Origin of the sequence: Billgrantia campisalis, assembly GCF_022341425.1 — a bacterium.
Classification (GTDB): domain Bacteria; phylum Pseudomonadota; class Gammaproteobacteria; order Pseudomonadales; family Halomonadaceae; genus Halomonas; species Halomonas campisalis.
The window spans coordinates 266,938-288,480 of sequence record NZ_JABFUC010000004.1 but is presented as its reverse complement, the minus strand read 5'-3'; the positions used below and the strand labels follow the sequence as shown (position 1 = coordinate 288,480).

Here is a 21,543-nt window from a genome sequence, read left to right as displayed (position 1 = left end):
TATATATGTCCATTATGCCGCCCTCGTCCAGTGACCTTATTTTTTCGCGGGTCTTCGTATGCAATAGAGACCGTGTCTGGGTGCTTTCTCAGGAGAAAGATCTGATTCAGGAGGAGGCGCGCCATACGAAGTTTCTGCAGCTTCACAACGATTCATGGATCTATCGAAGGATCAATTGGGATTCCTCAGCCATTTGCGGCACCGATAATCCTGGAGTTCAACTTTTCGTCATAGGGGTTGATGGAGAGGTTCTCAATGGATCGACTGGCGGATTCTCAGAGGAGATGATCGATTCATCGCATGAAGGGCCTCGTAGTGTGGGGTATATGCGTGATGCAAGGTATATTGATGGTAAATGCTATGTGGTTGGGATGGGTAGAATGGCCTACAGACGAGAAGAGGCAGGAGCGTGGAACCGGATTGACGCAGGGGTCAGAGCGAGTAAAGGAGAGCTGGCTGGGTTTAATTCAGTTGACGGGATGTCGGTAACAGATATCTATGCGGTGGGTTATTCGGGTGAGATGTGGCGGTATGATGGAGCGTTCTGGATCCATCTGGATAGTCCAACCAATGTTGCTTTGTACAGGGTTGTCTGTGATCGTAATAATAATATGGTCATCTGCTGTGGCGCGGGAGGTGTTGTGCTGGCGGGTAGCGGAGACAATTTTGTGGCAGTTGGTCATGATGTTACGGAAGATAATCTATATGGACTTGAGATTTTCAAAGGTAAGGTGTATCTGGCATCTTTGACGAAAGTGTACGTCTTGGAGGGTGGCGGCCTTGTCGAACAGGATCTTGGACTCGGTGATGGACTTACGACTGGCTGCCTCCATGCTGGTGATGGGGTGCTTTGGTCAGCGGGAGCCAATCACTTGGTGTATACGGATGATGGGGTTCTCTGGAAACAGGTTTTCTATACAGGTGCGTAAATGTGAATTTGATCTCACGCATCCTTGATCAAGTAGTTGATCACCATGCCGAAGAAGCAGCGTTCCTGTGGCTGCTGCGTGAGGGGGCTGTTGCTGCGCCGCATTATTCATTGGTCGATCTGGCCAAGTTGGACAAGCGTGTCGAGGCCCACCTCGACGGCCTGCGTATCGCCGGAGACGCCGGCTGGGCCGCCTGCGTTGAGCAACTGGAGTATCGGGAGCCCGGCGAGGTCTTTGCCGCCGCGGTGCTGGCGCTGGAAAGCGGCGAGGCGGGGCGGATCCGCCGGGTCTACGAGGCGGTCGGCGCGGCGCCCGAGGCGCAGCGGGGGCTGGTGTCGGCCTTCGGCTGGGTCGATCGCGCCTGGTGGCGCGGCGAGATCCGGATGCTGCTGGCGGCGGAAGCGCCCTTTTGGCGCCGGCTGGGGCTGGCGGCGGCGGCTTCACAGGGGGTGGATCCTGGGCGGCCGCTACTCGACGCCCTGGGGGCCGATGATCCGGCCCTGTGCGGGACGGCGCTGCGGGTGGCCGCACGCCTGGGGAGAACGGACCTGCTGCCGTCGGTGCAGGCCCGCCTGGCCAGCGACGACGAGACGGTGCGCTTCTCCGCCGCCTGGGCGGCGACCCTGCTCGGGGATCGCGCCACCGCCCCCCGGGTGGCCCTGGCGTTTGTGGAGGCGGCTCACCCGCGATGGGCCATTAGGGCGCTCGGGGTGGCGCTGCGTGCACTGGCCCCGCAGGAGGGGCAACAGTACCTGGAGCATCTCGCCCGACAGCCGCAGCGGTTGCGCCAGGCGGTGGTGGCCAGCGGCATCCTCGGCGATCCGAGTAATGTGCCCTGGCTGCTGGCGCAGATGGAGATTGCGGAAATCGCCCGTGTCGCCGGTGAAGCCTTCACCCTGATCACCGGGGTGGACCTGGCCTACGAAGAGCTCGAAGGGGAGTGGCCCGAGGGATTCGAGGCCGGCCCCCCGGAGAACCCCGAGGATGAGACCGTGGCGATGGATGCCGACGAGGATCTGCCCTGGCCGGAGGCGACACGCGTCACCGACTGGTGGAGCCGCCATCGGGCGACGCTTCAGCCGGGGCGGCGTTATCTGCTCGGTCACCCCTTGTCGCCGGAGCATCTTCAGTGGGTGCTGTGTCGGGGCCTGCAACGTCATCGCGTAGCGGCGGCGCTGGAGCGAAGGCTGCTGGCGCCCGGTGAGCCCTTGTTCGAGGTCCGGGCGCGGGGAGAGATCCAGCAGCAGAGGTTGGGGTCGCAGCCGGGAGTTCGATGATTGGGCATCCGAAACGCCTGGGGAAATGGCAACGGACTTTCAGTTGGTTGCCGGACAGGTTCCGCGTCGGCTCGGGGAAGTTCCAGGACGTCAGGGTTTCGCGCAGTGCCGATACTGGTGCTATACCTCATACAACAGGATGAGGGGTTCCGCGTCCTCGTGGTGTTCCGTGGGGCAGGCGATACCGCAGCGAGGCCAGGCGTGTCGCCCATACACCGAGATGGAGATCCTTCCATGGATCTGCAAGCGTTGCTCGAGCCGCATCGTGAGGAGTCGCCGGCAGGGGTGGATCTGGATGCGGAGGGCGAGATTATCGCCCTGGACATGTTGGCCAAATGGGGGGCTCCCGAAGAGGAGCCCGAGTGGGAAGCGTTGCGGTCAGCCTGTATCGCGGCGCTGGAGAGGAGCCATGATCTTCGCCCCGCCGTCTATCTGACCGCCGCCCTGCTTCATACCCAGGGACTACCCGGCTTCGCCGAAGGGCTGCAATTACTCCGTGGCCTGCTGGAGCAGCATTGGGAGTCGCTGTTTCCGACATTGGATGAAGACGGCGATGCCTTGGAGCGTTCCAGCGCCCTCTTCAATCTCACCAATTATCACAAGGTGTTGAAGCCTCTGCGCCATCTTCCCCTCGTCACCGATCGGGCCATGGGGCGATTCAGCCTGCAGGATATCGAGATTGCCGAGGGCAAGGTCGAGGCGCCCGAAGGGGACGAGGGGGAGTTGCCCGAGGTGGGCGTCATCCAGGCCGTCTTCCGGGCCGTGGGCCAGGAGGCGACGGGAGAGCTGGAAGCGGCGGTCGCCAGCGCCACCGAGGAGGTGGCGGCGATCGAGGACCTGTTTCGCGATCACGGCGGTTCCGAACAGGCACCGGACCTCTCCCGCTTGAAGGAGCAGCTGCAGCGGATCGGTGTGGCGCTGCGCACCTACCTGCCCGAGGGGACGGGGGCCGGGAGCGAACAGGGGATGCCGGATAGCCCATCCTCCGCCCACGATCCCCCGGCCGTGTCCGCCTCCCCGGACGCGCCGATCGCGCCGGCCGCGGACGGTGAGATCCGCAGTCGTCGGGAAGCGGTTGCCGCCATGCAGGGAATCGCCCGTTACTTTCGCCGCCACGAACCGTCGAGTCCGGTACCGCTGCTGATGGAACGGGCACAGCGGCTGGTGGATATGGACTTTCTGACTATTCTTCGGGATGTGGCGCCTGATGCCGTGGCCCAGGGAGAGAAGCTAAGGGGAGACGGCAACTCAGAGTGACGATGTCGACCGGAAAGTGAAGGAGCCGGCGATATCGTCCGAACGTCTGGATTGAGGAGAGTACACCATCATGGCCAAGCCCAGTTCCCAGAAATTCATCGCCCGGAACCGGGCGCCGCGTGTGCAGATCGAGTACGACACCGAGCTGTACGGGGCCGAGAAGACGGTACAGCTGCCATTCGTGATGGCGGTGCTGGCCGATCTGGTGGGCGATAGCCAGGAGCAGCTACCCCCGGTGGATGGCCGCAAGCTGCTGGAGATCGACGTCGACAACTTCGATCAGCGCATGAAGGCACTGCGCCCCAGCCTCCAGTTTGCGGCGCCGAACCGGCTCACCGGAGAAGGCAATCTGGCGGTCGAGCTGGAGCTCGAGAGCATGGACGACTTCTCGCCGGCGGCGGTGGCGCGCAAGATCGAGCCACTGCGTCAGCTCCTGGAAGCGCGCCAGCAGCTTGCCAATCTGGTGACCTATATGGATGGCAAGTCCGGTGCCGAGGAACTGATTGCCAAGGTCCTGAACGATCCGGGCCTGCTCGAGACCCTGGGAGCCAGGCCCAAGGGCGACGAAGACACCCAGAGCGAGGGCTAAGTTATGGCCGAGACAGACACCGACAAGGATCCACAGGGTCAACCCGAGGCGGCCGAGGCGGTCTCGGCGGATGACTTCAGCCAGTTGCTGCAGAAGGAGTTTCGACCCAAGTCCGACCGGGCCCGCGAGGAGGTGGAGACGGCGGTCAAGACCCTGGCGGCACAGGCGCTACGGGAAACCACGGTGATCTCCGACGATGCCATCAGCACCATCAATGCGATGATCGCGGAGATCGACGAGACGCTCACCGAACAGGTCAACGAGATCCTCCATCACGAGAAGTTCCAGGCGCTGGAAGGGGCCTGGCGGGGGTTGCACCATCTCGTCAACAACACCGAGACCGACGAGATGCTGAAGATCCGCTTCATGCCGATCAGCAAGAAGGAGTTGCACAAGACGCTACGCAAGTACAAGGGGACCGCCTGGGACCAGAGCCCGGTCTTCAAGCGGATCTACGAGGAGGAGTACGGGCAGCTCGGTGGCGAGCCGGTGGGCTGCATCCTCGGCGATTACCATTTCGATCACAGCCCCCAGGACGTGGAGCTGCTGTCCGGCATGGCGCAGATCGCCGCGGCCGCCCACGCTCCGTTCATCGCGGGGGCCGATCCCGGCTTGCTGCAGATGGATTCCTGGCAGGAACTGACCAACCCCCGTGACCTGACCAAGATCTTCTCCACGCCCGAATATGCCGCCTGGCGTTCGCTCAGGGAGTCGGAAGACTCCAAGTACCTGGCGTTGGCGATGCCGCGATTCCTATCCCGGCTCCCCTATGGGGCCGCCACCGAACCGGTGGAGGAGTTCAACTTCGAGGAGGATACCGCGGGGCCGGATGCCGGCAAGTACACTTGGGCCAACTCCGCCTATGCCATGGGGGTTAACATCAATCGTTCCTTCAAGCAGTACGGATGGTGCACCCGGATTCGGGGTGTCGAGTCAGGTGGGAGCGTGGAGGGGTTGCCGGTGCACACCTTCCCCAGTGACGACGGCGGCGTCGACATGAAATGTCCCACCGAGATCGCCATCAGCGATCGGCGCGAGGCCGAGCTGGCCAAGAGCGGCTTGATGCCGCTGATCCATCGCAAGAATACCGATGTAGCCGCGTTCATCGGCGCCCAGACCCTGCACAAGCCGGCGGAGTATGACGACCCGGATGCCACGGCCAATGCCCAGTTGGGGGCCCGGTTGCCGTATCTGTTCGCCACCACGCGGTTCGCGCACTACCTGAAGTGTATCGTGCGTGACAAGGTCGGCTCCTTCAAGGAGCGCGAGGATATGCAGAAATACCTGCAGGGCTGGATCATGAAATACGTCACCGGCGATCCGGCCAATGCCACCGAAGAGACGAAGGCGCGCAAGCCCTTGGCGGCGGCCGAGGTGCAGGTCACGGAGGACGAGGCCAATCCCGGCTATTACAACTCGGTCTTTCATCTTCGGCCGCACTATCAGTTGGAAGGACTGAAGGTCTCGCTGCGGCTGGTCTCGAAGTTGCCCTCCGCCAAGGGGTAGAGGAAGCGGCCGGAGCGTAGGGGCCGGCAGCCTGGCGTGATCCAGGGTCGGCGATCGCGGAGTCTTCCCGAATACCATCGGGAAAGGAGTAAGGCATCATGGCCGTAGACATGTTTCTGAAACTGGACGGAATCGATGGTGAGTCCTCCGATCACGCCCATGAGAGCGAGATCGATTTGCTCTCCTTCACCTGGGGGGCGAGCAACTCCGGCACCATGCATATCGCCCGCGGCGGCGGCGCCGGCAAGGTCAGCGTACAGGATCTCACTATCGTCAAGTACGTGGACAAGGCCACGCCGGCACTGGTCCAGGCGGTGTCCGTCGGCAAGCATATTGCTTCGGGCACGCTGACCTGCCGCAAGGCGGGGGGCGACGAGCCGGTCGAGTTCCTGGTGATCGAACTGGAGAACATCCTGGTCAGCTCCTGGCAGACCGGCGGTGCCCAGGGCGAGGAGCGGTCGACGGAGACCTTCTCCCTCAACTTCGGGGAGTTCAAGGTGACCTATACCCCCCAGGACAACGACGGCAGTCCGCTGGCTTCGGTGGACTTTGGCTACAACATTGCCAGGAACGAGCCGGCCTGAGGGTCGGAGTGCTCGTGGTGATCGCCGACGGTTCGGCCGAGGCCGGGCCCGTCGGTCGGGAGGGACATGCCGGAACTGTTGAACAGGGAGGCCCTGCAGCCGTCACTGCTGGATCGGCTGACGGATCGGGCCCGCTTTCTCGAGCGACTCGGCCTGGCCTACCGGGACGAGGCGCTCGACCAGGCGGGCCTGAGCCGCGAGACCCTCCGCGACATGCTCGGCACGCTCGGCATGGTGCGGGTGGTGGAACAGGACCAGGAGGGCATCGAGTGTTGGGAGAATCATCCGGAGGTCCGCCCCTTTCGTCAGGTGCTGGCACTCAGGCCGCGGCCCGAGGCGCCCCCTCTGTCGGCACTGCTGGAGGTGCGGCAGCGTCGCCTGGTGGCCAATCGCGATGAATCCCGCGACGACCGGGTGATCTCGTCGCGGCGCCTGCGGCAACTGGTGCTGCGAGACCTGGGCTGGCTGCTGAACACCGGTTGCCTGTCGGACCTGGTGCCCCTCGAGGGGTACCCCCAGGTCGAGCGCTCGGTGCTGAACTATGGCGTGCCGGAAACGGCGGGCCTGAACCTCTCCGGTACCGATGCCCCCCGGCTGGCAGAGCGGCTGCGCAGTGCCATCGAGCGGTTCGAGCCGCGGATTCGGCATGTCCTGGTGACCCCCCTCGAGCAGGGCGACGATGACCGGCTCAACACCCTGGTGTTCCTGATCGAGGGAGAGCTGTGGGGGCACCCCTTGCCGGAGCAGCTCTACCTGCACACCGAACTCGATCTCCACGATGCCTCGATCCGCGTGCGAGATGTCGCCGAACGATGATCGCTTCCTCGACCCCGGGCGTACGCTATGGATGCCAATCTACTCCGACTCTACGAACAGGAACTGCGCTATATCCGGGAGATGGGGGCCGAGTTCGCCCGAGATTACCCGAAGATCGCCGGACGCCTGGGCATGGAGGAGCTCGACTGTGCCGACCCCTATGTCGAGCGCCTTCTGGAGGGGTTCGCCTTCCTGACGGCGCGGATCCAGCACAAGATCGAAGCCCGCTTCCCCGACTTCACCCACCAGTTGCTCGAGCTGGTCTATCCGCATCTCTCCGCCCCCGTGCCCTCCATGGCCATGGTGGTCCTGCAGCCGGATCTCTCTGCGGGTAGCCTGGATACCGGCTATCGCATTCCGTCCGGGACGGCCCTGCGCAGTCAGTTGGGAAAGGGTGAGAAGACCGCCTGCCAGTATCGGACGGCTCACGAGGTCACCCTGTGGCCGTTGCAGGTGACCCAGGCCCGCTACCTGAGCAATCCCGGGATGATCGCGGCCCGTGGGTTGCCGACACCGGCAGGGGTCCGCTCGGCCATTCAACTGGAGCTGGAGCTTACCAACGCCGGCAGCCTCGCCGACCTGCCCCTCGATCGCCTGGCGTTCTACCTGCATGGCGGTGACGAGCTGCCCATGTGGCTCTACGAATTGCTGCACGGGGCCTTTGCCGGTGCCTGCCTGCGAGATGACCCCGGTCGGGAGGCCAGGGTCGAAGCGGGTATCGGCATGCGCCAGCCGGGATTCGATCGCCACGAGGCCCTGCTGCCCTCGGTCAAGCGCGCCTTCGATGGCTATCGGCTGCTCCAGGAATACTTCGCCTTTCCCCAACGCTACTTGTTCGCCGAGCTGACCGGTCTGCAGCCCGGGCTGAGGCGCCTGGCAGGGCAGCGGCTCGAGATCACGCTGCTGCTGAAGCGCAGCGAGTCCAGGCTCGAGCACGGCCTGGATGCTCAGGTCTTTCGGCTCAACGTGACGCCGGCGATCAATCTCTTTCCCTATCGCGCCGATCGTATCGCCGTGACCCCGGAGCAGAGCGAGTTCCATGTGGTGCCGGATCGCAATCGCCCCATGGATCTCGAGGTGTATCGGGTCGAGTCGGTCACCGGCCATACCCACAGCCGGGAGGGCGGCTACCCGTTCCATCTCTTCTATCGGGTCGGGCGTGGCGTGGAGGATGCCGAGTCCCGCGCCTACTTTCTGGTCTCCCGACGGCCTCGGCTGAGTTCCGCTCGTCAGCGTCGACACGGCAGCCGCACCGGTTATCTTGGCAGCGAGGTCTTCGTCTCGCTGGTGGACGAGCGCCAGGCGCCCTATCCGGCCGACCTGCGCCAGCTCGAGGTGACGCTGCTGTGCACCAACCGTGATCTGCCGATCCAGATGGCGGTGGGCAAGGGCGCGACCGACTTCACCCTGGAGACGGCGGCGCCGGTGCAGGCGGTGCGAATCCTGGCGGGGCCGACGCGCCCCCGGGCGGCTCTCTCCTCCGGGGAAACCGCCTGGCGGCTGATCAGTCAGCTTTCCCTGAACTACCTCTCCCTGATCGATGAGGAGGGGAGCGGCGCCCGGGCCTTGCGCCAACTGCTCGATCTCCATGTCGACCCCGGCGGGCCCCTGGCCCGCCATGTGGAGGGGGTGGTGTCGATCGATGCCAGGCCCGCCGTGCGCCGCATGCCGGTCAATGGCCCCATCTGCTTCGGCAACGGCCTGGTACTGCGGCTGCGCCTCGACGAGGAGGCCTTCACAGGCGTGGGAGCCTTCCTGCTCGGTGCCGTCCTGGAGCGCTTCTTCGCCAAGTACGTGTCCGTCAACAGCTTCACCGAGACCGTCGTCGAGTCGCAGCAGCGCGGCGAGATGATGCGCTGGCCGGCGAGGTCGGGCAGGAGGGAGGTCCTATGACGCTGCCCAGACCCCTGATGGAGGCGCCGGAGCGCTTCACCCTCTTCGCGGCCCTGCGTTGGGTCGAGGCCAGTGCGCCGGACCGGGCGCGCCTGGGGCGTAGCCGGCGAGTCGCCGAGGATGCGGTGCGGCTCGCCCAGATGCCCTCGCTGCGCTTCGCGCCGGGGGAGATCACCCATATCGAGCCTGGCGAGGTGCCGCGGATCCATGCCGAGGGGTTCGGGTTGCTCGGCCCCAATGGCCCGCTGCCGCTGCATCTCACCGAGTATGCCGATGAGCGGCGCCGCCTGCACCAGGACCCGAGCTTCGCCGACTTCCTCAACCTCTTCCATCATCGCCTGGCCTCGCTCTTCTATCGCGCCTGGGCGGAGGCCTCTCCGGCGGTGGAGGCAGACCGTCCCGACAACCGCTTCTTCGAGTATCTGGGCGCGCTGGCCGGCCTGGGAACGCCGGGCCTGCTGGGGCGCGACAGGGTGGACGACCGCGCCAAGCTGCATCGGGTCGGCCGTTTCGCCGCCCTGACCCGCTGTCAGGAGGGGTTGGAGGATATCCTGGAGGATCATCTCGGGGTCGCGGTCCGGGTGGAGCCCTTCCAGGCCCGCTGGTTGACCATTCCCGACCACGAGCGGCTCTGCCTGGGAACGGGGAGTCCGGTCGGCCGGCTGGGGCGGGATGCCAGCCTGGGGGGCCGCTCATGGCAGTGTCAGTTCAGCTTCCGGATCGTGCTCGAGTCGCTGACCCGAGAACAGTACGACGACTATCTGCCGGGGCAGCCCGGCCTGCTCGAGCTCGGCGACCTGGTGCGTGGCTATGTGGGCGACGAGCTCGGCTGGGACCTGGAGCTGAACCTGAAGCCGCGGCAGGCGCCGCTGCTGCGCCTCTCGCGCGGGCAGCGTCTGGGCATGTCCACCTGGCTCGGGCGGCGTTCGCATCACAAGGCCGCCCGGGCCCTCGTCCGTGATGCACACAGGCGCCGGGGCGCTTCCCGGCGCGGGCCGGAGAGTCCCGGCCGGGGAGAATAGCCGTGGCAGATATCAGTCGCACCCAACTCTTCGGCAAGCTGAACCCGCTTGCCTACCAGGCCATCGAGAGTGCCACCACCTTCTGCCGGCTGCGTGGCAACCCCTATGTGGAGCTGGTGCACTGGCTCCATCAGTTGCTGCAGCAGAGCGATTCCGACCTGCTGCACATCGTTCGCCACTTCGAGCTCGATGCGGCGCGCCTGGCCCAGGATCTGACCCGGGCCCTGGATGCCCTGCCACGCGGGGCCACCTCGATCTCCGATCTCTCCTCCCATGTCGAGGAGGCCGTGGAGCGGGGCTGGGTCTGGGCGACCCTGCGATTCGGCGAGAATCAGGTGCGCTCCGGCCATCTGGTGGTCGGCCTGATGAAGACCGCCGGCCTGCGCCATGTGCTGCCCAACCTCTCCGGTGAGTTTCGCAAGGTCTCGGCCGATCGGCTGGTGGAGGAGTGGGAGCAGATCCTGGCGGCGTCACCCGAGGCCCGGCTGGCGGCCACCAGCGGCAGCCCGGTCGAGGCGAGCGGGCCGGTACCGCCGGCCGAGATGGGCAAGCAGGAGGCGCTGCGGCGCTTCACGGTGGACATGACCGAGCAGGCCCGGCAGGGCAAGATCGACCCGGTGATCGGGCGCGACGAGGAGATCCGCCAGATGGTCGACATCCTCATGCGGCGGCGCCAGAACAACCCCATGCTCACCGGCGAGGCGGGGGTCGGCAAGACCGCCGTGGTGGAGGGCTTCGCCGTGCGGCTGGCCAGCGGCGACGTGCCGCCGCCGCTCCAGGAGGTCTCGCTGCGCTCCCTGGACGTCGGCCTGCTGCAGGCGGGGGCCAGCGTCAAGGGGGAGTTCGAGAATCGATTGCGCCAGGTGATCGAGGAGGTCCAGGCCTCCGAGAAACCGATCATCCTGTTCATCGACGAGGCCCATACCCTGGTCGGTGCCGGTGGGGCGGCCGGCACCGGCGATGCCGCCAACCTGCTCAAGCCGGCCCTGGCCCGGGGTACCCTACGCACCATCGGGGCCACCACCTGGGCGGAGTACAAGAAGCATATCGAGAAGGATCCGGCGCTGACTCGGCGCTTCCAGGCCGTGCAGGTGCCCGAACCCAGCGAGGAGAAGGCGGTGGCGATGATGCGCTCGCTGGCCACGGTGCTCGAGCAGCATCATCGGGTGCTGGTGCGCGACGCGGCCCTGACCGCCGCGGTCCAGCTCTCCTACCGCTATATCCCGGCCCGCCAGTTGCCGGACAAGGCGGTCAGCCTGCTGGATACCGCCTGTGCCCGGGTGGCCATCTCCCAGCACGGGGTGCCGGCGGAGGTGGAGGACAGTCGGCGGCGTATCCAGGTGCTGGAAACCGAGGCGGAGATCATCGCCCGGGAGCGGGCGGTGGGCCTGCCCATCGAGGGACGGGACCAGCAGGTGGCCGAGGCCCTGGCTGCGGAACGGCAGCGTCTGGCCGAGCTGGAGGCCGGCTGGCGGCAGGAGAAGGTGCTGGTGGATGACATCCTCGAACTGCGCCGACAGCTGCGAGAACAGACCGGACGCGTCGATACGCCCGTGGCCGAGGAGGGCACCGAGGGGGCAGCGGCGACGCCGATGGCCACGGGCGCGGAGGGCAGCGAGGGCGGCGACACCGCCGCCCCGGCCTTCGATCCGGTGGCGGCCATGGCCCGCCTGGAGACGCTGCAGGAGGAGCTCGACCGGCTGCAGGGCGAGGCACCCTTGATCCTGCCCAGCGTCGATGCCCAGGCCGTGGCCTCGGTGGTGGCCGACTGGACCGGCATCCCGGTTGGGCGGATGATCAAGGACGAGGTGACGACCGTGCTGAGCCTGACGGATCGCCTGGGTGCCCGCATCAAGGGGCAGGATCATGCCCTGGACATGATCGCCCGGCGGGTCCAGACCTCTCGCGCCAACCTGGACAATCCCGGCAAGCCCGTCGGGGTGTTCATGCTTGCCGGCCCTTCCGGGGTGGGCAAGACGGAGACCGCGCTGGCCCTGGCGGAACAACTCTACGGTGGCGAACAGAACCTGATCACCATCAACATGAGCGAGTTCCAGGAGGCGCACACGGTCTCCACCCTGAAGGGGGCGCCGCCGGGGTACGTGGGCTACGGCGAGGGGGGCGTGCTGACCGAGGCCGTGCGCCGCCGCCCCTACAGCGTGGTGCTGCTGGACGAGGTGGAGAAGGCACACCCCGACGTGCACGAGATCTTCTTCCAGGTGTTCGACAAGGGCCATATGGAGGATGGCGAGGGACGCCTGATCGATTTCAAGAACACCCTGATCATTCTCACCACCAATGTGGGCACCGAGCTGATCATGCAGGCGTGCGACAGCGGCCGACGACGTCCCGAGGTGGACGAGCTCAACAAGCACCTGCGTGGTCCCCTGCTGCAGGTGTTCCCCCCGGCCCTGCTGGGACGCCTGGTGACCGTCCCCTATTACCCCCTGGGCGACGAGATGCTGCAGGCGATCATCCGCCTGCAGCTCGGCCGGATCGGACAGCGGGTCGAGGAGAGTCATGGGGTGCCGTTCAGCTACGACGAGGCGGTGCTCGAGCTCATCCGAGAGCGCTGTGTCGAGCTCGAGAGCGGGGGACGGATGATCGACGCCATCCTGACCCACTCCTTGCTGCCCGTGCTGAGCCGGGAATTCCTGACTCGCCTGGTGGACCACCGCCCCGTGGCACGGGTGCACGTCAGCGTGGAGGAGGCCGAATTCGCCTGTTCGTTCGATACGTGAAGACGTGATGAGGGTGCCCTGAGCGGATCGCCCCTTGCTTGACGCTCGTTTCCAAGTGGTTGACTCTGTGGGCAAGAGGCCTGTCTGTCGCGGCTGTGGTCGGCAGGGGCCCATGAGATGCCTACCGGATGATGACAAGGGGCGGTTGCCGAACCGATTATGGCTAGAGCGCGGATGGTCGATGTGGATTACTACAGCTTCAGGCAGCTGTTGAGGGAAGCGACGGATCGTGGGGGCCGTATCGAAACGCGCGATACCGATCGCTGGAATGCCTATGTCAAGGCACACAACCTCAATACCACCGCCGCGCGGGCCATTGCCGCCACCCGGTTCGACGCCCCCGAATCGGTGATCATCGACCTGGGCGGTGAGGGCGATGGCCTCTATGTCTATTCGGATCTGGAGGAGGGCTGCCTGCGCCTGGTCTATCAGCACCCTTAGCCGGGGGACGAGGGGGGCACGATATCCGCCTGGCGAGGAAGCCCCGGGGCCACTACTGTTGGGTGTAGGTACGCCTTGAGACCAGGGCGCAGTGCGCCTGCATGACGGTATCAGGTACCCGCTACTGAGTGGGGGTGGGCTCATGGTACTCACGCTGACGGTGATCAACGAAGCCTCGTCGCGGTTGGGTGACAAGGCGAGTCACCGCTGGTCCGAACAGGGCGGTACCCTGGGCAGGGCGCCCAACAATGACTGGGTACTGCCTGACCCGAAGATGGAGATCTCGCGTTGCCATGCGCGTATCCGCTATCGGGATGGTCGCTATTTCCTCGAGGACGCCAGTGCCAACGGCATCCTGCTGGCCGATGGCGTGACCCGCATGGATCCGGCAGAGCCCTTGCTGCTGCAGGATGGGCAGGAGTTCTTGATTGGGGATTGCCGTATTCGTGCGCGGATCGAGTCGCCGGCAGAGAGCACGTCGCTGTCGCCGGAGGCCTCCCCCTTGCTTGACAGGTCCGCCGCCGACGAGGTGCCCGATCCCCTGGAGCTGCTCGGTGGGGCGGTGGAGACGCCATCGACGAATAAGGCGCCTGCTGCCGATAGTTTCTATCTGAACGAACACTTCAGTGTGCCGCGCTACAGGGAGGCGCCTCCCGAGCGGGCGGCGCCCGACACTGATCCCCTCGCCTCGCCCGAGTCGACCTCCCGGGCCGCCTCGCAGGGGCCTCCGGCCGCCGAGGCGCCGGCCTCCGAACCCTTGCTGCCGGATGACTGGTGGCGAGATCTGCCCGGCGCGGCCTCCCACGAGGCGTCACCGCCCGACGAGGCGTCCGCGGCGTCCAGCGAGCCCGAGACGCCGCGGCCAGGGGATTCCCGGGCCTCCGTCGAACCGCCGCCACCGGAAGCTTCGCCGCCGCCATCACCGGACGTGCCTCAGCCGCCGCCACCGGAAGCTACGCCGCCGCCACCACCGGATGTGCCTCAGCCACCGCCAGCGGAAGCTACGCCGCCACCGCCACCGGAGGCTTCGCCGCCGCCGGCAGCCGGCGAGAGGCCGATCGAGCCGCCTCCCGAGGCACGCCAGCCAGCGCCTGCCAGCCCCCAGGGCTCCGGGCCAGCGCCGGGGGCGTCGCCGGACCAGGCGCTGCGCCAGTTGCTGGCGGGCGCCGGGCTGGACCCGGATCGGGTGCCCCCGGAGCGGGCCGAGGAGCTCGGCCGCATCCTTCGGGTGGCCATCCAGGGGGTGATGGATCTGCTGCGGGCGAGGATGGAGGTCAAGAACGAGTTCCGCATGTCGGTGACGCTGATCGAGGCGCGGGAGAACAATCCCTTGAAGTTCTCCACCAGTCCCGAGGATGCGCTGCACAACCTGCTGGTCAAGCAGAACCCCGACTACCTGTCGGCGGTGGAGGCGTTCGAGGCCGGTTTCGAGGATCTTCGCTTCCATCAACTGGCCATGCTGGCGGGTATGCGCAGTGGTTTCTTCGAGATGCTTCACCAGTTCGATCCGGCTCACCTGGAGGCGCGCTTCGCGGAGGGCGACGAGCGTGGGTCACTGCTGGGGCGTGTGACCGGTCCCCGCCACTGGCGCCAGTACCAGGCGCACTATGCGGAGATTCAGCGCGACAGCGAAGGCTACTTCAATCGTCTGTTCGGCGAGGCCTTCTGCGACGCCTACGAAAGACAGATCCAGGCCCTCAAGGCCCATGCCCGTCGGGACAGGTAGTGACGGCGGCGGTGGTCGGGGCAAGCTCGGGGGAGAGGCTCATGACGAGGTGGTCAGGTAGGGAAAGTCGGGCGGCTAGGCAGATGCTGGGCGTGATCGCGGCCGTGGTGCTGGCCGCCTGTGCGGCCGCGCCGGAGCCGCCACCCGGCCCGCAGACGGTATCGGGGCGCATCCTGGTCATGCCGGGACTCAATCCCAATGTCGAGGGGCGACCGTCACCGGTGACCATTCGCCTCTACCAACTGCGCGACCGCGAGGCTTTCCTGGATGCATCGCTGCAGGAGCTGGTGATGCAGGATACCGACACCCTGGGGGCGGCACTGCTCGGGCGCGACTCCTACGAGCTCTGCCCCATGGAGATGGGAACCGCCGAGGCCGCCGAGGCGGGCATGGCCTGTCAGGGGGAGGTACGGAACCTGACCCAGGTGTTTTCCCCCGACGTCCGTTATCTGGCGGTGATGGCCGAATTCTTCGATGTACGGGATCCTGCCGCCCAGTGGCGGGCCGTGGCGGCGCTCCCTTCGGGGAAGGCCCTCGAAGAGGCGACCTTCACCATCACCCTGGACGGGGTGCGAGTCGCCGTCCGGTTCGACTAGCGAGGTACGCATGTCACGCAACAGCCGTGTGCTGTGGAGCGAGGGCCTCTTCCTCGAGCCGCAGCATCTCCAGCAGCAGGAGCGTTTCGTCGAGGGCTATGTCGCCGGTCGACTGCTGGCCTATGGCAGCCATGCGTGGGGGCTCGAGACCCTCGAGCTCGATACCGAGCTGCTGGGTATCGGCAAGCTGGGGCTGCGTGCCGCCCGGGGGATCTTTCCCGATGGCACGCCGTTCGACATGCCCGGCAACGATCCCCTGCCGCCGCCTCGAGCGGTGTCGACCGATGAGCGGGACCAACTGGTGGTCCTGGCCCTGGCCCTGGATCGCGAGGGCGCCGTGGACGTCAGCCGTCAGGAGTCACCGCCCGGCCTCTATCGCTACCGGGCGGATATCCTGGAGGTCCGTGATCGGGTGCTGGACAGTTCGGTCTCCACCCCGGTGGAGGTGGGGCGTCTCGAGACCCGCCTCGCCCTAGCCGGCGAAACCCTCGATCAGTACGCCTGCATTCCGCTGTGTCGGGTGAGCGAGGTCCGCCCCGAGGGAGAGCTGGTGCTGGACGAGGCCTTCCTGCCGACGGTGCTGCGCTGTCGGGCGTCGGAACGCCTGCAGGGGTACCTGAACGAGTTGTGCGGCTTGCTGCAGCAACGGGCCGAGATGCTGGCGGGGCGTGTCACGGCGAGCGGTCAGGGGGGCGCCGGGGAGATCGCCGACTTCCTCATGCTGCAGGTCGTCAATCGACACCTGCCGGTCGCCAACCATTTCGCCGCTTCCACCCATGTGTCGCCGGAGGCGTTCTATCGCTTTGCCATCGCCCTGGCCGGGGAACTGGCGACCCTGACCCGGGAAGAGCGCCTGCCCCCGGAGATCGAGCCCTACCGTCATGCTGACCAGCGCTCCTCCTTCGAGAGCGTGATGGGTATCCTGCGTGCCGAGTTCCGCACCGTTCGGGAGTTGCCGGCGGTGCAGGTTCCCCTGGAGAAGAGCGGGGCCCATGGCGTCTGGGTGGCCAGAGTCCAGGAGCCGGCGCTGTTTCGCCGGGCCAGCTTCGTGCTGTCGGTGGGCGCCGCCATCGCCTCCGAGGAGGTGAGAGCCTACTTTCCGGCCCACGCCAAGGTGGCCCCAGTGGAGCGCATCGCCGAACTGGTCAACAATAACCTGCCCGGCATTCGCCTGGTGCCCATGCCGACGGCGCCGCGGCAGATCCCGCAGCTCTCCTCGCGGGTCTACTTTGAGCTCGACAGCACCCACCCCCTGTGGGAGGCGCTGACCGACTCGGGGGGCATGGCGGTGCATGTCGCCGGACAGTATCCCGACCTGAAGATGGACCTCTGGGCGATTCGCGGAGGTAGGCATGAACGGTGACCGCCCCACGCCGCCCCCCGGCTCCGGCGATCGCACCATCATTCGGCCGACCCCGGGAGGGCGAGCGGCGCCTTCCCCCCCGGGGGGAGGGCGCCCGCCTCCACTCTCCGGCGGCGTCGGCGAGGGCGCGCCGGCCCTGACGGCGTTCGGTCTCACCGCCCTCAATCCCCTGGTGGAGGCGGCGATGCCGCTGCTGATGCTGTGCTGCGGCCTGCGCGGCACCCGGGATCACGCGGATGTCGCCACCCTGCATGCGGAGACCGTGCGTCAGGTACAGGCCTTCGAACAGACGGCGGCCGAGCGCGGCGCCGCCCAGGAATCCATCCTGGCGGCGCGCTATACCCTCTGCACTTTCATCGATGAAGTGGTCATGAATACCCCCTGGGGAGCCAATAGCCTGTGGCCCGGCCGCGCCTTGCTGTTGACCTTCCATCGTGACAGTGCCGGTGGCGAGAAGGTGTTCCAGATGATCGAGCGCGTGCTGACCGATCGCCAGCCGCGGCGTGATCTGGTGGAGTTCTTCCATGTCTGTCTGGCCCTGGGGTTGCAGGGGCAGTATCGGGTCACCACGGGGGGAGAGGCCCGGCTCGCCGAGCTGCGCGAACGGCTCTATGGACGAATCCGGCAATGGCGGGAGTCGCCGCCGGACGAGCTGTCGCCGGCCTGGCGGGGGGTCGAGGACCGCCGCCACCGCCTGGTCCGGACCCTGCCGGCCTGGGTCTGCGTCGTGCTGGTGCTGGTGCTCGGCAGTGCGGTCTACTTCACCCTGAACAATGCCTTGAATCGTGCCTCGGCGCCGGTCATCGCGCAGCTCAACGAGGTGCGTCAGGCCACCTTCGCGTCCCCGGTGGACCTGCCGGTGTCGGCGCCGGCGGTGCCGGTGGCCGAGCGTCCCCCGACCCTGGCCGAACTGCTCGAGGGGGTGGATCCCGAGCGCCTGCAGTTCGAAAGCGGCGAGGGGGGGCGGACCACCGTGGTGCTGTATGGCGAGGTATTCGCGTCGGCCAGTGCCGAGGTGACCGAGGAGTTTCGCCCCCTGCTGCGCCGCATCGGGGCCGCCCTCCAGGAGGTGCCGGGCAGCGTGCTGGTGGAGGGTCACAGCGACAACCTGCCGATCCGCTCCGCTCGCTTCCGCGACAACTATGAGCTCTCCCAGGCGCGGGCGGAGAGTGCGGCCCGACTGCTGCGCGAACCGCTCACCGATCCAGACCGTATCGATCATGCCGGTATCGGTGCGGATCGGCCTCGCCATCGTCCCCCGGATGATCCGGCCAACCGGGCCCTGAATCGCCGCATCGAGATCCAGCATCGTTCCCCGGGAGGTGGCCCGTGAAGGTCCTGCTCTCGTTGCTTCGGCGGCGGGCCTCCCTGGGCCTGGTGGGAGTGGTGCTGCTGGGGTTGCTGATCTGGTATGTCGGGCCCTATGTGGCGATCGGCGACCTCGTGCCCTTCCAGGCTCCCGGCCCTCGCCTGGGGGCCATCCTGGCCCTGTTCGGGGGCTGGGGAGTATTGCAGGCGTTGCGCTGGCGGCGGGTGAAGCGCGCCAGCGAGCGGCTGTGCGATGCCATCGTCGCCACGGCCGGCGCGGAGGATCGGCCCGGCGACGAGCTGGGGCGTCGCTTCGAGGAGGCGGTCGGCTTCCTGCGTGAATCCGGCAGGGGCCGGGACCTCTATCGGTTGCCCTGGTACGTGATCATCGGCCCCCCCGGCTCGGGCAAGACCACGGCGCTGCGCCACTCCGGGCTGACCTTCCCCCTCGACCAGAAGTACGGTCGAGACGCGCTACGTGGCGTCGGCGGCACGCGAAACTGTGACTGGTGGTTCACCGATGAGGCGGTGCTGCTGGATACCGCCGGGCGCTACTTCAGCCAGGATTCAGGGGCCGGCGCCGATGCCGCTGAATGGCGGGCCTTTCTCGAGCTGCTCTGCCAGTATCGCAAGCGTCGTCCCGTCAATGGCGTGCTGGTGGCGGTGAGCGCCACCGACCTGCTCGATCCCTCGCCCCAGGCCCGTGAGCGCCATGCCGACCGGGTACAGCGACGGCTCGACGAACTGCAGCGTCAGTTGGGGATCCAGGTGCCGGTCTACCTGATGATCACCAAGTGCGACCTGATCGCCGGCTTCGTGGAGTATTTCGATGACCTGGACCACGAAGGGCGGCTGCAGGTCTGGGGCATGACGCGCCCCGAGCCGGTGGCCGGTGGCCGCTTCACCGCTTGGGCCGACGAGGCGTATTCGCGGCTGCTGGAGCGACTCGATGCCCGCCTACTGGAGCGCCTGGTGGAAGAGCGGGAGCCCCAGCGGCGTGCCAGGCTGTTCGGTTTCCCCCGGCAGATGGCCGGCCTGCGGGAGAGCCTGCTGCAGTTCATCGCCGATACCTTCGAGGGCTCCGGCTACGATCGGCCGGTGATGCTGCGGGGGCTCTACTTCACCAGTGGTACCCAGGAAGGGACGCCCATCGATCGCATGATGGACAGCCTGGCCCGCGCCTACGGCATGCAGGTCTCGGGGGCCTCCCCCGTGGAGGCCGCCCCGGCCGGTCAGGGACGCAGCTATTTCATCCACCGCCTGCTCAAGTCGGTGATCTTTCCCGAATCGGGGCTGGCCGGCGTCAACTGGCGCCTGGAAGTGGGGCGGGCCCTGGCCCAGAACGCGGCCTACCTGCTGCTGCTCGGGGTGCTGGCGGTCGTCTCGGTGGGCTGGATGACCAGCTATCAATACAACCGCGGCTACTTGGCCGACGTGGAGGCCGCCCTGGCCGCCCATGGCGAGCTGGCCAGCCAGCCGATGCCCGGGGAGGCAGGGCTCGCGGAGGTGCTGCCGCGCCTGGACGCCCTGCGCGAGGTGGCGGCGGAGGCCAATCGCCATCGTGGGCGGGTTCCCGTCCTGATGGGGCTGGGGCTCTATCGTGGAGAGCCCGTGGGTCGAACCGCCGAGCAGGCCTATCTCCAGGGGGTGCGCGAACTGCTGGTGCCGCGGGTCGTGAATCTCATCGAGCGGCGCCTCTCCACCCCCAACGTTCCGCCCACCAATATCTATGCTTACCTCAAGGGCTATCTGATGCTGGCCGAGACCGGTCGCCTGAATCGCGACGAGCTCGAGGTCATCGTGCGCGATGCCCTGCTGGGCGAGTTTCCCCAGCAGCGGGCCATTGCCCAGGCGCTCTTCGAGCACTTCGGCGCCTATACCGACAGCGCTCGCTCCTTCCCCGCGGTCAGCGTCAACGATGAGCTGGTGGCCCGCAGCCGCGCCTCGCTGCGTCAGGCCTCCGTGCCGGCCCTGATGTTCCGCCGTCTGGAGACCCGCTTCGATCAGCGTCACGAGGCCTCCCTGCGTCTCGATGTGGAGGCCGGGCTCGGCAGTGACCTGGTGTTCCGTCGACGCAGCGGCACACCGCTCTCGGAGCCGATCCCGGCCCTCTACACCCGTGACGGTTTCGAACAGATCACCCGGCAGGAGGGAGGGGAGTTGGTGAGCCGTTTCCTCGAGGATCACTGGGTGTTCGGGGAGGCCACCCTGCCCAGCGGTCGTGCGGCCCACCTGAGGCTGGCCGAGGAATTCGTGCGCCATTATGAACAGGCCTATATCGACCACTGGGAGGAGCTGCTGGCGGATCTGGATCTGGTGCCCCTGCTGCAGGTGGACCAGGCGATCGATCTGCTGGCGGTGATCACCGGTCCGACCTCGCCGCTGCGGCGGCTGATGGAACTGGTCGCCAACCAGACCCGTTTTCCGGAGCCTGAACGTGACGACGAGACCCCGGCGGCAGGGCGCTTCGGGACCCTGCTGGGCTTCGTCGATCCCGGACGCGAGCAGGCGCCGGAGATCCACCCGGGCGCGCGCATCGATGCCCACTTCCGGGAGTTCCACCGCTTCGTGCTGGGGGAGAACGGCGAGCCCCCCATGTCGTCGCTGATCGCCCGCCTGACCCAGCTCTACAATGAGCTCAGCGCCCTGGGCGGTGGACTGGGGGACCGGGACTTCACGCAGTTCGGCGGCGAGACCCTGCGCCGCCTGAGCAGCGAAGCGGCCCGCTCGCCGGCCCCCTTCAGCGAATGGGTGGATGCCCTGGCCGGCTCCGGGCAGGAAGTCGCCATGCGCAACCTGCGCAGCCAGCTCAACCGGCGCTACCGCGACGCCGTGCTGCCCATCTGCCAGGAGCTGGCCCAAGGTCGTTATCCCTTCGAGCCCGGCAGTTCCCGGGACATTCCTCCCGGCGACTTCGCCCGGTTGTTCGGCCCGGGCGGGGTGATGGAGGCCTTCTTCCAGGAGAACCTCGCCAACCTGGTGGATGCCCCCGGCGGCCGCCTGCAGTGGCGCAGCGACGAGGCCGCACGTCTGGGCATTCCGAGCTCGGTCCTGGCCCAGTTCCAGCGGGCCAGGATGATCCGCGAGATGTTCTTCCTCGGCGGCGGTGGCCCCCAGGTGGCCTTCTCGATGACACCGCACTACCTGGACGCCCGGGCGCGGCAGTTCCAGTTCTTCCTCGGGGACCAGGTGCTGAGCTATCGCCATGGGCCGCCCCTGGCACGTCGCTTCGTCTGGCCCGGCGACGGCGGCCAGGAGACCCTCGTGATGTTCGAGGATCGCGGTGGACTCAGGCCCAATGTCGCCTATGAGGGTAGCTGGTCCTGGTTGCGGGCCCTGGATGCCGCCCAGCCGGCGGCACAGTCGGCCATCACCTACCTGGTCAGTTTCAATGTGGGGGGCTACTCCGCCCGGGTGCGTCTGGAGTTCGAGTCCTCGCGCAACCCGCTGAGCAGCAACGACTGGCGGCGCTTCCGCTGCGCCGGGGGGCTGTAG

The 21,543-nt window shown here is 66.9% G+C and carries 16 protein-coding genes; all 16 read left to right on the top strand.

Annotation, left to right across the window (positions count from 1 at the left end):
* Window positions 1-5 precede the first annotated feature (5 nt).
* The 16 genes from HOP52_RS06905 to tssM all read left to right on the top strand — a co-directional run bounded on the left by HOP52_RS06905 (window position 6) and on the right by tssM (window position 21,543).
* Window positions 6-929 carry a hypothetical protein gene (locus HOP52_RS06905; protein ID WP_238976632.1) on the top strand — a complete coding sequence of 308 codons (924 nt, stop codon included), beginning with the start codon at window positions 6-8 and terminating at the stop codon, window positions 927-929.
* A gap of 2 nt (window positions 930-931) precedes the next feature.
* Window positions 932-2,206 (top strand): TIGR02270 family protein, encoded by a 1,275-nt coding sequence (locus HOP52_RS06900; protein ID WP_238976631.1) that lies wholly within the window; start codon window positions 932-934, stop codon window positions 2,204-2,206.
* Between the two features lie 234 nt (window positions 2,207-2,440).
* Entirely contained in the window at window positions 2,441-3,463 is a 1,023-nt protein-coding gene (gene tssA / locus HOP52_RS06895) for a type VI secretion system protein TssA (protein ID WP_238976630.1), read from the top strand.
* A 70-nt stretch (window positions 3,464-3,533) separates the two neighbouring features.
* A complete protein-coding gene (gene tssB / locus HOP52_RS06890; RefSeq protein WP_238976629.1) occupies window positions 3,534-4,052 on the top strand; it encodes a type VI secretion system contractile sheath small subunit in 519 nt (172 codons plus the stop codon).
* Between the two features lie 3 nt (window positions 4,053-4,055).
* Window positions 4,056-5,558: a type VI secretion system contractile sheath large subunit gene (tssC, locus tag HOP52_RS06885; RefSeq protein WP_238976628.1), complete on the top strand. Its 1,503-nt coding sequence runs from the start codon at window positions 4,056-4,058 to the stop codon at window positions 5,556-5,558.
* Between the two features lie 98 nt (window positions 5,559-5,656).
* Window positions 5,657-6,142: an Hcp family type VI secretion system effector gene (locus HOP52_RS06880; RefSeq protein ID WP_238976627.1), complete on the top strand. Its 486-nt coding sequence runs from the start codon at window positions 5,657-5,659 to the stop codon at window positions 6,140-6,142.
* 66 nt (window positions 6,143-6,208) lie between these two features.
* Complete coding sequence (gene tssE / locus HOP52_RS06875; RefSeq protein ID WP_238976626.1) at window positions 6,209-6,958, top strand: type VI secretion system baseplate subunit TssE; 750 nt, start codon at window positions 6,209-6,211, stop codon at window positions 6,956-6,958.
* A 27-nt stretch (window positions 6,959-6,985) separates the two neighbouring features.
* Window positions 6,986-8,851 carry a type VI secretion system baseplate subunit TssF gene (gene tssF / locus HOP52_RS06870; protein WP_238976625.1) on the top strand — a complete coding sequence of 622 codons (1,866 nt, stop codon included), beginning with the start codon at window positions 6,986-6,988 and terminating at the stop codon, window positions 8,849-8,851.
* Window positions 8,848-9,873 (top strand): type VI secretion system baseplate subunit TssG, encoded by a 1,026-nt coding sequence (gene tssG / locus HOP52_RS06865; RefSeq protein WP_238976624.1) that lies wholly within the window; start codon window positions 8,848-8,850, stop codon window positions 9,871-9,873. Before tssF ends, tssG begins: the two co-directional genes overlap by 4 nt.
* Before the next feature lie 2 nt (window positions 9,874-9,875).
* Window positions 9,876-12,614, top strand: a complete 2,739-nt coding sequence (gene tssH / locus HOP52_RS06860) for a type VI secretion system ATPase TssH (protein ID WP_238976623.1) — start codon at window positions 9,876-9,878, stop codon at window positions 12,612-12,614.
* 174 nt (window positions 12,615-12,788) lie between these two features.
* Entirely contained in the window at window positions 12,789-13,055 is a 267-nt protein-coding gene (locus tag HOP52_RS06855) for a hypothetical protein (protein WP_238976622.1), read from the top strand.
* Window positions 13,056-13,197: 142 nt separating this feature from the next.
* The gene (gene tagH, locus HOP52_RS06850; protein WP_238976621.1) at window positions 13,198-14,781 is read left to right on the top strand and encodes a type VI secretion system-associated FHA domain protein TagH; all 1,584 of its coding nucleotides are present in this window, start codon (window positions 13,198-13,200) and stop codon (window positions 14,779-14,781) included.
* An 83-nt stretch (window positions 14,782-14,864) separates the two neighbouring features.
* The gene (tssJ, locus tag HOP52_RS06845; protein WP_238976620.1) at window positions 14,865-15,377 is read left to right on the top strand and encodes a type VI secretion system lipoprotein TssJ; all 513 of its coding nucleotides are present in this window, start codon (window positions 14,865-14,867) and stop codon (window positions 15,375-15,377) included.
* A 10-nt stretch (window positions 15,378-15,387) separates the two neighbouring features.
* Window positions 15,388-16,740: a type VI secretion system baseplate subunit TssK gene (gene tssK, locus HOP52_RS06840; protein WP_238976619.1), complete on the top strand. Its 1,353-nt coding sequence runs from the start codon at window positions 15,388-15,390 to the stop codon at window positions 16,738-16,740.
* Entirely contained in the window at window positions 16,730-18,073 is a 1,344-nt protein-coding gene (gene icmH / locus HOP52_RS06835) for a type IVB secretion system protein IcmH/DotU (RefSeq protein ID WP_238976618.1), read from the top strand. Before tssK ends, icmH begins: the two co-directional genes overlap by 11 nt.
* On the top strand, window positions 18,070-21,543 hold the full coding sequence (gene tssM / locus HOP52_RS06830) for a type VI secretion system membrane subunit TssM (RefSeq protein ID WP_238976617.1): 3,474 nt from the start codon (window positions 18,070-18,072) through the stop codon (window positions 21,541-21,543). The genes icmH and tssM overlap by 4 nt, the downstream gene beginning before the upstream one ends.

What these genes read in the sequence shown, in the direction of transcription:
- HOP52_RS06855 (WP_238976622.1), top strand. Translation starts at nt 12,789, where the DNA reads ATGGTCGATGTGGATTACTACAGCTTCAGGCAGCTGTTGAGGGAAGCG.
- HOP52_RS06905 (WP_238976632.1), top strand. Translation starts at nt 6, where the DNA reads ATGTCCATTATGCCGCCCTCGTCCAGTGACCTTATTTTTTCGCGGGTC.
- tssE (WP_238976626.1), top strand. Translation starts at nt 6,209, where the DNA reads ATGCCGGAACTGTTGAACAGGGAGGCCCTGCAGCCGTCACTGCTGGAT.
- tssG (WP_238976624.1), top strand. Translation starts at nt 8,848, where the DNA reads ATGACGCTGCCCAGACCCCTGATGGAGGCGCCGGAGCGCTTCACCCTC.
- tssF (WP_238976625.1), top strand. Translation starts at nt 6,986, where the DNA reads ATGGATGCCAATCTACTCCGACTCTACGAACAGGAACTGCGCTATATC.
- icmH (WP_238976618.1), top strand. Translation starts at nt 16,730, where the DNA reads ATGAACGGTGACCGCCCCACGCCGCCCCCCGGCTCCGGCGATCGCACC.
- HOP52_RS06880 (WP_238976627.1), top strand. Translation starts at nt 5,657, where the DNA reads ATGGCCGTAGACATGTTTCTGAAACTGGACGGAATCGATGGTGAGTCC.
- tagH (WP_238976621.1), top strand. Translation starts at nt 13,198, where the DNA reads ATGGTACTCACGCTGACGGTGATCAACGAAGCCTCGTCGCGGTTGGGT.
- tssA (WP_238976630.1), top strand. Translation starts at nt 2,441, where the DNA reads ATGGATCTGCAAGCGTTGCTCGAGCCGCATCGTGAGGAGTCGCCGGCA.
- tssJ (WP_238976620.1), top strand. Translation starts at nt 14,865, where the DNA reads ATGCTGGGCGTGATCGCGGCCGTGGTGCTGGCCGCCTGTGCGGCCGCG.
- tssB (WP_238976629.1), top strand. Translation starts at nt 3,534, where the DNA reads ATGGCCAAGCCCAGTTCCCAGAAATTCATCGCCCGGAACCGGGCGCCG.
- tssC (WP_238976628.1), top strand. Translation starts at nt 4,056, where the DNA reads ATGGCCGAGACAGACACCGACAAGGATCCACAGGGTCAACCCGAGGCG.
- tssK (WP_238976619.1), top strand. Translation starts at nt 15,388, where the DNA reads ATGTCACGCAACAGCCGTGTGCTGTGGAGCGAGGGCCTCTTCCTCGAG.